This is a genomic window from Pontibacter virosus, from assembly GCF_003096355.1.
Lineage (GTDB): Bacteria > Bacteroidota > Bacteroidia > Cytophagales > Hymenobacteraceae > Pontibacter > Pontibacter virosus.
Genome location: NZ_QEKI01000012.1, coordinates 75791 through 89929, shown reverse-complemented (window position 1 = coordinate 89929; position 14139 = coordinate 75791). Strand labels below are relative to the sequence as shown.

Below are 14139 nucleotides of genomic sequence, written 5' to 3'. Positions count from 1 at the left end.
TTGTTTGTTGTAATCTTTAATCTTGATCGAATTTGCTTGGCCTGTTGTTAAAGCCTACTATACGTACAGGCATAGTGGCAGGCACAAGGCCAGACTTCAATATAATGCGTTGCCCGCGGTCGCTTGCTACGTAAGCTGCAAAACCTGTGCCAAGACCTGCACGGCCCTCAGTACTAATGATATACCAGAATCTCCTGAGCGGGTAATCGCCTTGTGCGATGTAAGCCTGATACGGTTGAAAGTAACTGTCTGTTGTTATCGGATTGTCTTCTGTACTTATACCTACCACTTTTATTTGGTTTAAGAAATTAACAGAAGTCGTATCATCCCGATCGCTGATCCAGTTTACCCCGATCACCCCAATCGCATTCTCGTTCTTGGCCACATAGTCTATAAGGGCCGGGTGGGAGTTGCTTGCGGTGGCTGTTGGAGGCAATGGCTGGCCCGCTATCAGGGTATCGCGCATATACCTGGCCGTACTGGAGTTATTGTTATCAAACACGAGGGCAATATCCCGCAAGCTACTCTCTGGGTTCAACTGTTTCCAGCTAGTGATCTTTCCTGAAAAGATGTCACGCAGTTGGTTCATGGTCAGGAGCGTATCCTGGTTTTTGTTGTTCACAATAAGTGCAACGGCATCAATAGCAATTCTGGTATACCTGGGTGTGATCTTTCTTTGGTCAAAAACTGCTTTTTCCTGGTCAGTTAGCTGCCTGGACACAATCGCAATTCGAGTGCTGTCATCGAGCAGTTCTCTGAACACCTGGCCTTCTGCCTTGTACTGCGCATTTATGCTGGCGTATCTGTATATGCCTTCAAAAGCGTTAACCTGGCTTTCTATAATAGGTTGGAGTGTTTCGTCTACCCGGATGCCGATGGTACCTGTTGTAGAGGTGTCACGTTCTGTCTTAGGGTCACTGTTGCAAGCTGCCAGTGCAACCAGCGCGAGCCCAAGAAACACCTTGGCTGCTTTAATCATCTTGTCTGTCTCTCCTTGATTTGGAATTAACCTGATATGCTCTAACAAATCGTACGAGTCCGTAAAGGATAAGTACCCCACCAAAGATCGTTTGTGATGTCTTAGACATGCTCAAATTGTATTTATCCCCATCCATAAAGATCATAAACAACCCTGCTGCCACATAAACCAATGTCATCAGCATGCCGAAATAGCGTGCAAATTTATTGAAATACGTAACAGACGATCTCTCATCTCCTCTCCTTGGTCGTAACATGTTCAGGTTTGCCTATATATGTAGGCCTAAATTTAAGGTTTATACTTTAAAAACTAAAGCAGAAGCCGCGCTATGTGTAGTTTAGCTTCTGCTTTATACTTTATATTCTTACTTATCGTTGCAGATTGAACCGGATTGGTAGCGTATAGCGGACTGCAACGGGCTTTCCGTTTTGCTTGCCTGGTGACCAGTCTGGTAAACTCTGAATAACGCGTAGTGCTTCTTCGTCTGTCCCGAAACCTAATCCTTTCAATATAGTTGCATCGGTTACCTTGCCATACCTGTTCACGACAAAACTCACAATCACCATGCCCTCTATCTGCTCTGTAACAGCCTGTCTCGGGTAGCGTATTTTTTTGCTAATATGGCGCATCAAAGCAGCTTCTCCTCCCTCAAATGAAGGCATCTCCTCAGCATAATCAAACACATTACTGCTTTCACTGCTTCCTGTGCCTGTGGAGCCGTCTCCTCCTTCGCCCTCTATACCTGACAGGTTCAGGTTACGTAGTGATTCCCCCTCAATATTCTGGGTCCCGATTACTGCTCCTTTCAATTCTTGCTGGGTAGGAGGGGCTTCATCAGGCCCGGGATGAGAGTCTGGCACCACTCTGGTAGTCGGGTTTCTTACAGTTTTGATTTGTTCTTCGCTGGCGGGCACTGGCGCCTGTTGCTGCGGTTCAGGATCTGCCGCAGGTGGCGGTGGTAATTCCCATTGCTCTATCACGATGCCACCATTGTCTTTCGCAGGTGTTTTTTCACTAGCAATAGCTTTTTCTTGCACGGGCATCAGTAAAGGCCAACCTAGTCCTGCAGCGAACAAGCTTGTTGCTATTAGTGCCGCCGCCATAATGTGCTTGCTATAGTCTTTCCTTAGCTCATAAGCTCCATAGGCTTTGTTGCGTGTGGCAAATACTACATTGTTGAAGGTCATGTCGAATAAATAGCTCTCTTTCATGGCGCATAGATTTTAGAAGTGATACAGTTTTACCTGCGTTTTCTTATTAGATGCACCACCCGTCTTTTTTCCACAAGCACATTTGATATTTTTAATATAGGGCGAATCTTACTAGTGTTTGATTCCCACTGCCTGGGTATGGCACGATCAAAAGGTATAGCTGTTTGCAGTAGGTATAAATAAAAAAGGCCCTCCTTCGAGGGCCTTTTTTATTGTTATGTATAGGACTTACTTAATAGCAAATCGTACTGGCAATGTGTAGCGAACAGGTACTGATCTACCGTTCTGCTTTCCTGGAGACCACTTCGGCATTGTTTTCACAACGCGTACAGCTTCTTCGTCAGTACCAGAGCCTAAGCTTTTCACAACCTCAATTTCTGAGATCTCGCCTGTGCGGCTAACTACGAACGAAAGAACCACAAGGCCTTCCACACCGGCACGTTGAGCGGCTGCTGGGTAGCGGATGTTCTTGCCAAGATACCTCATCATTTCGCCTTCACCACCTGGGAATTCGGGCATCTGCTCCACGTAAGTATATGGCTTTTCTTCTACTACTTCAGCAACTACATCGCTTGTACCGTCTATGTCACCTAGATCAAGCGGAGCGCCTTTAACACCTTCTACCGTTTTGGTTCCGATGTCTACGTCCTCCAGTTCTGATTGATCCGGCACTTTTTCCTCTTCCTGCACCTCTTGGTCACGCTTAACAACTGGTGGCGTGAACTTTACCTGTGCACGTACTGGCGGTGGCGGTGGTGGAAGATCTGGCGGTGGCGGCGGCGGCGGCGGCGGCGTTGCTTCATCCAGTGGTGGTGGTGGAGCCAGGTCTACTTCTGTTACAATTCGGTCTACCACTTGTTCTTCTTCCTGGTCTCCTTTGATCATTTTCGTAATCAATGGAATGCTTAGGAAAAGGAAGAACAATGCAATTGCTACAGTTGCGGCAATTGTGATATGCTTATTGTAAATTTTGCGAAGTAGGTAGGCACCGTACGCTCTATTTCGTCCTTCGAAGACGATATCATCGAGCGATGCTTTTTCTAACTTACTTACTTCCATATCTTAATTCCCAATTTGTTCTTGTACCAATTTTTTGTCTGATTCGCCTATGTCTACCATCGCAAACCTCTTGGTATCCGTTATTTTTAATTCGTCCAGAATATCCACCATATTTTTATAGCGTGAGTTCTCCATTGGCTTTACCATCACGGTCATCATATCGTTCGATTTAACCTGTGATGATAATAGAACTTGACGGATACCGTTTGCAGCATAACTAGACTCAACTATCTCTGGGCTGTCCTCTGCCAAACCGAAGTAGTAGTACAGCTCGTCATCAGGGCCAAGTATAATCGTCATGGCGTTACTGGCTTTCAAGGCTATCTGCTCCTCTGGGTTGTCGACCTTCTTCGGCATGTTGATCTCCATGGTCTGAGGCTTGTTGAAGGTCGTGGTAAGCATGAAGAACGTAATCAGAAGGGCGGCAAGGTCTACCAGCGGTGTCATGTCAATTTTGGTCGACTGGCGTTTGGCGCGTTTTTTCCCGCCTTTACCGCCAGAGTCGGCCTGTTGTTGCATTTCTGCCATTTTCTTATCTCCTTTCTAATTATTAGTTAGTTGGCTTCATCTCCATGTCCGTAATGAGATTAAACCTGTCGACTTTCTTTTCCTGCAGGATATCCATTACTCTCTTCACTGTTGGATAGCTTACATCCTGGTCGCCCTTGATGGCAATTACCACCTGAGGGTTAGTAAGACGTGTCTGCAATACCCAGTCGCCAAGCTCATTACGCGTCGAATCAATCGGAATCCCCGGCTGGTTTACTTCCTTACGATCGTTTGACTCCATTGCCAGGTAACCTTTCAGTTGGTTAATTGGCACGCCGAAGTTGCTTAGAAGAGAAAATGTTTTTCGCTCCTCTTCGGTAAAACCAATATTGTAGTTCTTAGCAATTCTGTCAAGCAATACTTCCTTTGTATGCTGCCCGTCTACCCCAAAGAACACACGGTCATCTTTATCAACCGTAATAGTTATTACGTTGGTATCCGGGATCTTGATTTCTGAAGCAGATGAAGGAGTGTCTACTATAACAGCCTCATCTGGTCTGGCTGTTGCAGTCAGCATAAAGAAAGTAACCAGCAAGAAGAATAAGTCCACCATTGGCGTCATATCCAATGAAGGGGCTGTTCTTTTTACTTTTACTTTAGGCATCTTATCTGGTTAAATACGGTTTAACTTATACAGTGTGTGGTCTTGCAGCTGGTGTTTCGTGCTCTGCTGTGAAAGTAGACACCATGCTGAATCCTGCTTCGTCGATGCCGTAAGTAAGCTCGTCGATTTTGCTTGTAAAGTAGTTGTACGCGATGATCGCGATAGTAGAACCAGTGATACCAAGGGCTGTGTTGATAAGGGCCTCAGAGATACCGTTTGCAAGTGCTACTGAGTCAGGAGCACCTGAAGTCGCAAGAGCCGAGAAGGCCTTGATCATACCAAGTACCGTACCGATCAGACCTACCAGTGTAGAGATCGAAGCGATGGTAGAGATAATCACGAGGTTTTTCTCCAGCATTGGAAGTTCCAGTGAAGTAGACTCTTCGATTTCTTTCTGGATAGCAGCCACTTTCTCTGCTTTCAGCAGTTCAGGCTCGTTCTGCATTTCCTTGTACTTCAGCAAGCCAGCCTTTACCACGTTGGCAACTGATCCTTTCTGATTGTCGCAAGCTGCGATAGCACCGTTAATGTCACGCTGTCTCAATTTAGTAGAAATAGTGCGCACGAATTGAGCAACACCACCTTTGCCTTTTGCCTTGCTGATTGTAAGAGCACGCTCGATAGCGAAGATGAATACCAACAGGTTAAGCGTTAGCAAAATTGGTACTACCCAACCACCCTTGTAAACGATACCAAGATAGTTTCCTGGAAGTGGGTGATTATTTGGGTCATTGCCTTCGAAGTTAGCAGGGGCACCGAAAACGAACATATAGATAAGCACACATGCTATCAGCGCAATCGGAATAACAATGCTCGCAAATACGCCACCAATTGGGCTCGGCTTTTTTTCTACATTAGCATCTTTGCTCACTACTGCAGTCTTTTTTTCCATTTTGTTTAAAAGTTTAAAGTTTAGCTGTTTGTGTTGTAATTAAAATCGATTGTGTAATATAATGAATGTAATTGTTTTCGGTTTAGTTCTTTATTGGTTTTGCAATTTCTGCTTTTTCCGCAATTTTCAAACGATATGAGGCCTTTAATTTTGAAAAATCATACAACAATACTGTAAAGTTAATCCTAAATAGATTTTTCAATACTTTTACTAAAGGCGAATGTTGCGGCTTTACAAATATATTTTATTTTAAATTCTTATCCAAAGTTTAAACTTTGTACGCCTCGTCTGTCTTCCTTCGCTCTCTTTATTACTAATTGCTAATCAAGGTTTTAATGCCGCTGTTGTAAGCGACATACCTTTTGTTTTAACGTGGCAATAATGTGAGCTGCTAGTAAGATTCCTGTAATAGTAATAAATCAGACCGGATAATATGAAGAGAAGTGCAACGTATTCAAACTAGTTGTTAACAAAAATTAAATTCAAATAAGCTTGTTTGGATAGGGTATGAGAACAAATTGAAGCCTAAATATAAGGCATGTTCTTTTAATCTGTATGCAAGCCTATCTCTTTTTTGCCTGATTCCAGTAAATATCCATTTCTTTTAAGGACAAATCCTGCAGTCGTTTGCCATCATTTGAAGCCTCCTTCTCCATGTATTGGAACCGATCTATAAATTTGAGGTTGGTTTTCTCAAGTGCCTCTTCTGGGTTTATGTCTATAAAGCGTGCGAAATTGATAAGTGAAAAAAGCAAATCCCCAAATTCGCTGGTAGCCTTCTGGTGATCAATCGACTGGGACTCCAGCGGGTTGAACTCAGCCTCAAACTCCTGCAATTCCTCCTGTACTTTCTTCCATACCTCCGACTTATCATCCCAGTCGAAGCCCGCGCCACGTGCCTTTTCCTGTATGCGCATGGCCTTCACAAGCGCAGGGAGTGAGGTTGGTACGCCACCCAGCACAGACTTGTTGCCTTCTTTCAGTTTTAAACGCTCCCAATTCTGCTTTACCTCCTCTTCGGTGTCGGCAGTGGCATCCCCATATATGTGCGGATGTCTGAAAATAAGTTTCTCGCAGAGAGCAGTTAGAACATCGGCTATATCAAAAACTTTTTGCTCAGAAGCGATTTTGGCATAGAACACCATGTGGAGCATGATGTCGCCGATTTCCTTTTTGATCTCCTGCATATCCTGTCGGATAATGGCATCGGATAACTCGTAAGTTTCTTCAATGGTCAGGTGGCGTAGGCTCTCGATGGTCTGCTTTCTATCCCAGGGACATTTCTCGCGTAGCTCATCCATCACGTCCAGCAGACGGTCAAAAGCCTGTAGCTGGCGCCCGCGCGGGCTGTCTTCAAATTTTTGCGTGTTATTCATAAACACAAAGATAATAAAATCATCTGTGGCGATGTTGTGCCTCAAAACGGTGCAGTGCCTACGCAGTAATGCCCTTTAAATATTAGATGTACGAAGCAGCTAAATTCCATAAACTGTTAAACCTTAATTCTAAATTATTACTTTTGCAGCTGTAAAAAATATTCTCGTTGTGGCTTTAATAAAATCAATTTCAGGAATCAGAGGTACGATTGGAGGACAGGCTGGCGAGGCACTCACGCCTGTTGATGTGGTAAAGTTTGCCGCAGCTTTCGGTACCTGGGTGTTGCAGACGACTGGCAACAGCACCATAGTGGTAGGCCGTGATGCACGCATTTCTGGCGACATGGTAAACAAACTGGTATGCGCCACGCTGCAAGGCCTGGGTATACACGTCGTGGATTTGGGGCTTTCTACTACGCCAACCGTGGAGATGGCTGTGCCTGATTACCAGGCCGGAGGCGGCATTATCCTGACTGCCAGCCACAACCCCAAACAGTGGAATGCGCTGAAACTCTTGAACCAGAAAGGCGAGTTTATTTCGGACAAGGAGGGGAAACTGGTGCTGGAACTGGCAGAGCAAGAGGCTTTCGATTTTGCGGATGTAAATGAGCTGGGTAACTACACAACGGACGATACTTACTTCCAAAAACACATCGACGCCATTTTAGCTTTACCCCTGGTGGATGTGGAAGCTATCAAGTCCAAGGACTTCAGCGTAGCGATTGACTGTGTGAACTCCACGGGAGGAATAGCCATACCTATGTTACTTGAAGCGCTGGGTGTAACTAAGGTGGAAAAACTGTACTGCGAGCCAGACGGCCATTTCCCACACAACCCGGAGCCGCTTCCGGAGAACCTGCGCGAGATTTCGCGTGTGATTGAAAAAGGCAAGTTTGACTTAGGTATAGTAGTTGACCCGGATGTGGACAGACTGGCCCTGATCAACGAAGATGGCAGCATGTTCGGCGAAGAGTATACTCTGGTAGCCGTGGCGGATTATGTGCTCAAAAACCAGGTAGGCAACACGGTATCGAATCTGTCGTCCACGAGAGCGCTGCGCGACGTAACCGAGAAAGCCGGTGGCCAGTATTATGCAGCCGCTGTGGGTGAGGTAAACGTGGTAAACATGATGAAGGCGGAAAATGCCATCATCGGTGGTGAAGGCAATGGTGGTATCATCTACCCTGAGCTGCACTACGGTCGCGATGCACTGGTAGGTATAGCGCTTTTCCTGACACACCTTGCCAAATCAGGTATGAGCATGACGCGCCTACGTGCCAGCTACCCCAATTACTATATTTCTAAAAACAAGATTGAGTTGACACCTGAGGTGGATGTAGACCAAGTACTCATCCGGATGCAGGAGCGCTATGCCAAGCAGCCGATCAATACAATTGACGGTGTGAAGATTGAGTTTGACAAGGAGTGGGTGCACCTGCGCAAGTCGAACACAGAGCCGATCATCCGCATCTATGCAGAGTCGGAGAGCAACGCTACTGCCGATCATCTGGCTAATAAGATTATTGCTGACATCAAAGAGATCATCTCTGCCAAAGCATAATGTGTTGTTGCTGTAGCATATTTTTTAACTAGCAATCAGAGGTTGCGCCAAAGGAGCAAGCATGTTTTTTCTCCGCTGGCGCAACTTTTTTTTATACTTTAGTAGTTCGTTTAAGAGAATCCAATACAAAATATCATGCGTGTTTATTTAGATAATGCAGCTACCACACCTCTTGACAAAGAGGTTTTTGATGCCATGGCCCCTTTTATGCTGGAGCATTTCGGCAACCCTTCTTCCATCCATTCCCATGGACGCGAGGTGAGGTCTGCCATTGAGAAAGCCCGTCGCACGGTAGCTACGCTGCTAAACACGTCTCCTGCCGAGGTTTTTTTCACCTCCGGCGGCACTGAGGCTGATAACGCCGCTATTGTCTGTACCTGTCGTTCCCTGGGAATAAAGCACGCGATCACCACTAAATTGGAGCATCATGCCGTTTTGCACACCATGGAGATGCTGGAGAAGCAGGGCGATGTGCAACTGAGCTACCTGCGCCACGACGAGCGCGGCAACCTGGACCTGGAGCATCTGGAGGAGCTATTGGCAAACCAGCCGCGCACCATCGTGTCAATCATGCATGCCAACAATGAGATCGGCACGTTGAACGATATTGAGAAGATCGGTGAGATCTGCAGAAAGTATGATGCGATTTTCCATTCGGATACGGTGCAGACTATGGGCCACTACAAGCATGATGTACAGCAGATCGGTGCCAACTTTCTGGTAGGATCAGCGCATAAGTTTCATGGACCGAAGGGTGTGGGCTTCCTTTATTGTGATGCGGCCACCAAAATTCAGCCGTTGATTCAGGGTGGTGCACAAGAGCGCAACATGCGTGGCGGAACCGAGAACGTGTATGGCATTATCGGACTGGCCAAGGCGCTGGAAATTGCTTACCGCGATATGGCTGAGCACCAGAAGCACATGCAGGGCCTGAAAGACCGCATGATCTACAAACTTCGGGAGCAGATGGAAGATGTGAGCTTCAACGGAATGTCAGAGTTTGCGGACAAGAGTCTGTATACCGTACTCAACGTAAGCCTGCCTGCTTCTGACATTAATGAAATGCTGTTGTTCAGCCTGGACATTGCCAAGATTTCGGCCTCGGGCGGAAGTGCCTGCAGCAGCGGTGCCAATGCCGGGTCCCATGTGTTGCGTGCATTGGGCGTAGACCCGTCTCGTGGTTCGGTTCGCTTTTCGTTCAGCAAGTATAACACGGAAGCTGAGATCGACTACGTAGCCGAAACGCTTGCCAAAATGTATAAAAAAGAGCTGGCCTAGGTATAGGTTATCTTTATTATAAATATGAGAAGGCTTCAGCAGTACTGCTGGAGCCTTTCTTTATCAATCATAAAATCAGAATAGAATAAGAGTTAAGTAATGAGAAGTATAGGCGTTTTTTGTGGAGCCAATGCAGGTATAAACCCAATATATAGTAAAGCTTCGGCACAACTGGGCAAACTGATGGCTGGGCAAGGTATAAAGCTGGTATATGGTGGGGGCAATGTAGGTTTGATGGGTGTGATAGCTGACGCTGTGCTAGCCAACGGAGGTAGAGGTATAGGCGTTATTCCGCAGAGCCTGGTAGACAGAGAAGTCGCCCACAAAGGACTGCAGGAGTTGGTGGTAGTAGAAACCATGCACGAGCGGAAAGCTATCATGGCAGCTCGTTCCGATGCTTTTATTGCCATGCCTGGCGGCTTTGGTACCTTCGACGAAATTTGTGAGATCATCACCTGGAATCAACTTGGGATTATCAAAAAGCCAGTAGCTTTTTACAACATCAACGGTTATTGGGACAAGTTTTTCGAGATGATCGATCATACAGTTAGCGAAGGTTTTGTGAAGTTTGACCAGCGCGAAAACCTAATTGTCGAAAGTGATCCCGAAGTGCTTTTACAAAAGATCAGGGCATATGCGGATGCTACATCCGATTATTGGGTCGATTTTAAGAGGATATAAATTGCTGTTTGTTAGTTGCTGAATCTTAGTTGCCTGATGACCAACAATGCCTGTAAGGACTGGTTGCGGCCCATCTAAATCGTGCAAAGATATAGCAGAGCAAGCCTTTAGTTAAAAAGGATAGGAGCTGGCAAATTCCTGCGACACTTATTGGAGGTATAAAAACAGAGGCGCCGCTGCAAGTTTTTGCAGCGGCGCCTCTGTTTTTATACCTGTTAAGGAGGGGCTATACCTGCTAAGACATATCTAGAGTCCTAAGTTCCATAGCCTCAATTTTTCAGATTTAATTCTCCAGCACCATATTCTTTAGCGCCTCTACCCAAGTGTCATTAGAGTTTAAGCTTTCGACTAGTACCCACTTCTCGCCGCCAGCGTGCTCAAACTCTTCTCTAAACTCTTCGCCAACCTCAATAGTCGTCTCCAGGCAGTCTGCCACAAAGGCGGGACTAAAGGCGAGCACTTTCTTGATACCTTTGGCCGGCATTGTTTTTAAGACTTCGTCGGTATAGGGCTGCAACCAAGGGTCCTTACCCAAGCGTGACTGAAAGGCCACTGTGTACTGGTCTTCTGTCAAGCCTAGTTCAGCAGCCAGTAGGCGGGAGGTTTCGAAACAGGAGGCGCGGTAACAGTAGCGGTTACGCTTGTTGTAGCTGTTGCAGCATGAGCCCAGCTTGCAGTAGCCTTTATCACTGCCCTTCAGGATCTGCCGCTCTGGCACACCGTGGTAGCTAAAGACAATATGGTCATAATCATCTTCGGCCATGTACTTCTTGCCTAACTCGGCGAAGGCGTTGATAAAGCCTGGGTCATCGCAGTAAGTCGAGATGAAGTTGATGCTCGGGATGATCCACCATTCCTTCACGATATCCATGATCTTATCCTGAACCGAACCTGTGGTGGCGGAGGCATACTGCGGGAACAAGGGTACCACAATGATGCGGGACACGCTCTTGTCACGTAGTTCGTCTAATGCGCTTTTGATGCTCGGGCTTTGGTAGCGCATACCAAAGGCCACATAGTAGTCATCGCCTAGGGCAGTCTGCAGCTTGGCCTGGAGGTCACGGCCGTGGTACATCAATGGCGAGCCGCGATCTGTCCAGAGTTGCTGGTAAATCTTAGCCGATTTGGGTGCCCGAAACGGAGCGATTACGCCATTTACGAGCGCAAAGCGGCCTACGGGGTTTATGTCGATCACGCGCGGGTCCAGCAGGAATTCGCGCAGGTATTTTCTTACGTCAGGAGTACTGGGCGTATCCGGTGTCCCAAGGTTCACCAGCAAAACGCCAATCTTGCCTGTTTTTTTCTTGCTCATCTATAACAAATAGTGCTGTTGCTTTACAAAGATACGAAGTATAACGAGTTAGTTATGATCGATAGTTTCTATACCCTGATAGAGGAAGGATGCCATTGTTAACATCTGAAGCCCAATCTTGTTTCTCCTTTCGTTTTTCCTTTTCGTAAGCGAGTGCCTTTTCCTGCATAGCATTGCCAAGGCAATTTCTTCTTCATAACGGAATATTAAGAGGTACAACTGGCAAACAAAATGTCAATATAGCAGAGAATGTGAGGCTTAGAGTACGCCCAACTTCGGGAGCATGCCAGTAGCTCATTTACAATTATTTACATATTCCGGCTCAGTGTCGTAAAAAAGAAGTAATTTTGCATCCTTAAATTTTAGTGTATGTCCGAAAATCCGCACAAAGCCGGTTTTGTAAGTATAGTAGGTAAGCCCAATGTAGGTAAATCCACGCTTATGAACGCCCTGGTAGGAGAGAAGCTGTCTATTATCACGTCCAAAGCCCAGACAACCCGCCACCGCATCATGGGCATACTCAATGGTGAGGACTTTCAGATCGTGTATTCTGATACGCCAGGCATCATCAAGCCGCAGTATGCGTTGCACGAGTCGATGATGAGTTTTGTGCGCACCTCGCTGGAGGATGCAGACATCATCCTATTCGTGACCGACATTTATGAACAGCACGACGAGGACGATGTGATCAAGCGCCTGCAGCACGCCGAGGTGCCGATCTTGCTGCTAATCAACAAGATCGACCAGGCCACAGAAGAGGAAGTGAACGAGAAGGTGGCCTACTGGCAGGAGAAGATGAACCCGACCGAGATCCATCCGATTTCGGCTTTGCATAATTTTGGCGTAGAGCAGTTATTTGCCCGTTTGTTGGCGTTGTTGCCAGAGCATCCGGCTTTTTATCCGAAAGATGAACTGACTGACAAGCCCGAGCGTTTCTTTGTGTCGGAGATCATCCGTGAGAAGATTTTACTCAACTACAAAAAGGAAATTCCATACAGCTGCGAAGTAGTGGTAGAGGAGTTTAAGGAAGAAGAGGACATTATCCGCATCCGTGCTGAAATCAGTGTGGAGCGCAAGAGCCAGAAAGGGATTGTGATCGGTCACAAAGGCGAAGCGCTGAAAAAAGTAGGCACGCAGGCCCGCTTGGATATGGAGCAGTTTTTCCAGAAAAAGATATTTCTTGATTTATACGTGCGCGTGAACGAGAACTGGCGAACCGACCAGAAGCTGTTACGCCGATTCGGCTACAGCGAGTAGCGCACTATTAAAGCTTCGGGGCAAGGTGCTCCGGGGGCACTTTAACTATTTTATTTTTATTAGATGTCAACCAACATCATTGCAATCGTAGGCCGCCCGAACGTGGGCAAGTCTACACTTTTTAACCGCCTTGTAGGGCGCCGCCAGGCCATTATGGACAACGAGAGCGGCGTAACCCGCGACCGTAGCTACGGACACGGCGACTGGACCGGCAAGTATTACACTGTGATCGACACAGGTGGCTACGTGCACGGTTCCGACGATATTTTCGAAGGAGAAATCAACAAACAGGTAGAGCTGGCTATCAAAGAAGCCGACGTGATCCTGTTTATGGTAGACGTGGAGGCCGGCCTGACCGGATTGGACGAAGAGTTCGCCAACGTACTGCGCCGCACCGACAAGCCTATTTATGTAGTGGCCAACAAAGCCGACACCAATGCCCGCGCCCACCAGATGGGTGAGTTTTATGCACTGGGTTTAGGTATAGACATCTTCCCGGTCTCGTCGCAGAGCGGCTCAGGTACTGGTGAGTTGCTGGACGAGGTGGTGAAGCACTTCAAAACAGAAGGGACAGAAGATCCGGATGCAGGTATACCCAGACTTGCGGTATTGGGCCGTCCGAATGTGGGCAAGTCTTCTTTTGTGAACATGCTACTGGGTGTGGAGCGTAACATCGTAACCGACATTGCCGGCACTACCCGCGATGCTATCGACTCGCGCTACAATGCATTTGGCAAAGAATTTATCATTGTTGACACAGCTGGTCTACGCCGTAAGAGCAAAGTGAGTGAAGACATTGAGTTCTACTCGGTGATGCGCTCGGTGCGTGCCCTGGAAGATGCCGATGTGTGTATCGTGATGCTGGATGCTACGAGAGGTATAGAGTCGCAGGATGTAAACATCATCTCGCTGGCCGAGAAGAACCGCAAAGGCATCGTGATTCTGGTGAACAAGTGGGACTTGGTAGAGAAGGATACGAACTCGACAAAGGAGTTTGAGGAGAAGATACTGGAAGCGATTGCGCCGATCAAGTATGTGCCGATCATCTTCACGTCTGTGGTAACGAAGCAACGTGTGCACAAAGCCGTTGAGACAGCCATGGAGGTATACGAACAGAAAACGCGCAAAATACCTACCTCGAAGCTGAACGATAAGATTCTGCCGGACATAGAGCGCTACCCGCCACCATCTGTTAAAGGCAAGTTCATCAAAATCAAATACGTGACGCAATTGCCGACGCACAACCCAACGTTTGCATTCTTCTGCAACCTGCCACAGTATTTGAAGGAGCCTTATACGCGCTACCTGGAAAACAGCATACGCAAGCATTTTGGCTTCGAAGGTGTACCGATCAAAGTGTTGTTTAAGAAAAAATAAGAG

At 46.9% G+C, this 14139-nt stretch carries 13 protein-coding genes; 5 read left to right on the top strand and 8 right to left on the bottom strand.

What is annotated here, in order from left to right; all coding sequences use genetic code 11:
- Positions 1–16: 16 nt before the first annotated feature.
- The 7 genes from C8E01_RS16020 to mazG all read right to left on the bottom strand — a co-directional run bounded on the left by C8E01_RS16020 (position 17) and on the right by mazG (position 6670).
- Positions 17–979: a PstS family phosphate ABC transporter substrate-binding protein gene (locus tag C8E01_RS16020; protein WP_116544469.1), complete on the bottom strand. Its 963-nt coding sequence runs from the start codon at positions 977–979 to the stop codon at positions 17–19.
- 368 nt (positions 980–1347) lie between these two features.
- A complete protein-coding gene (locus C8E01_RS16010; protein ID WP_116544467.1) occupies positions 1348–2190 on the bottom strand; it encodes an energy transducer TonB in 843 nt (280 codons plus the stop codon).
- A gap of 228 nt (positions 2191–2418) precedes the next feature.
- Positions 2419–3075: an energy transducer TonB gene (locus C8E01_RS16005; RefSeq protein ID WP_243409626.1), complete on the bottom strand. Its 657-nt coding sequence runs from the start codon at positions 3073–3075 to the stop codon at positions 2419–2421.
- 177 nt (positions 3076–3252) lie between these two features.
- On the bottom strand, positions 3253–3777 hold the full coding sequence (locus C8E01_RS16000) for an ExbD/TolR family protein (protein ID WP_116544465.1): 525 nt from the start codon (positions 3775–3777) through the stop codon (positions 3253–3255).
- A 22-nt stretch (positions 3778–3799) separates the two neighbouring features.
- Positions 3800–4402 (bottom strand): ExbD/TolR family protein, encoded by a 603-nt coding sequence (locus C8E01_RS15995; RefSeq protein ID WP_116544464.1) that lies wholly within the window; start codon positions 4400–4402, stop codon positions 3800–3802.
- 25 nt (positions 4403–4427) lie between these two features.
- The gene (locus C8E01_RS15990) at positions 4428–5294 is read right to left on the bottom strand and encodes a MotA/TolQ/ExbB proton channel family protein (RefSeq protein WP_207774908.1); all 867 of its coding nucleotides are present in this window, start codon (positions 5292–5294) and stop codon (positions 4428–4430) included.
- A 563-nt stretch (positions 5295–5857) separates the two neighbouring features.
- Positions 5858–6670, bottom strand: a complete 813-nt coding sequence (mazG, locus tag C8E01_RS15985; protein ID WP_116544505.1) for a nucleoside triphosphate pyrophosphohydrolase — start codon at positions 6668–6670, stop codon at positions 5858–5860.
- Between the two features lie 169 nt (positions 6671–6839).
- On the opposite strand from mazG, the gene glmM reads away from it, so the two are divergent.
- The 3 genes from glmM (at position 6840) to C8E01_RS15970 (ending at position 10190) form a co-directional block, all read left to right on the top strand.
- Entirely contained in the window at positions 6840–8231 is a 1392-nt protein-coding gene (gene glmM / locus C8E01_RS15980; RefSeq protein ID WP_116544463.1) for a phosphoglucosamine mutase, read from the top strand.
- A 135-nt stretch (positions 8232–8366) separates the two neighbouring features.
- Positions 8367–9509 carry a cysteine desulfurase family protein gene (locus C8E01_RS15975; protein ID WP_116544462.1) on the top strand — a complete coding sequence of 381 codons (1143 nt, stop codon included), beginning with the start codon at positions 8367–8369 and terminating at the stop codon, positions 9507–9509.
- 99 nt (positions 9510–9608) lie between these two features.
- The gene (locus C8E01_RS15970) at positions 9609–10190 is read left to right on the top strand and encodes an LOG family protein (protein ID WP_116544461.1); all 582 of its coding nucleotides are present in this window, start codon (positions 9609–9611) and stop codon (positions 10188–10190) included.
- 283 nt (positions 10191–10473) lie between these two features.
- Here the strand turns inward: C8E01_RS15970 and hemH are convergent, their stop codons facing one another.
- Complete coding sequence (gene hemH, locus C8E01_RS15965) at positions 10474–11502, bottom strand: ferrochelatase (protein ID WP_116544460.1); 1029 nt, start codon at positions 11500–11502, stop codon at positions 10474–10476.
- A gap of 369 nt (positions 11503–11871) precedes the next feature.
- Between hemH and era the strand changes: the two genes are divergently transcribed.
- Positions 11872–12759 (top strand): GTPase Era, encoded by an 888-nt coding sequence (era, locus tag C8E01_RS15960; RefSeq protein WP_116544459.1) that lies wholly within the window; start codon positions 11872–11874, stop codon positions 12757–12759.
- Positions 12760–12822: 63 nt separating this feature from the next.
- Positions 12823–14136, top strand: coding sequence for a ribosome biogenesis GTPase Der (gene der, locus C8E01_RS15955; protein ID WP_116544458.1), 1314 nt, complete (start codon positions 12823–12825; stop codon positions 14134–14136).
- Positions 14137–14139: the final 3 nt, after the last annotated feature.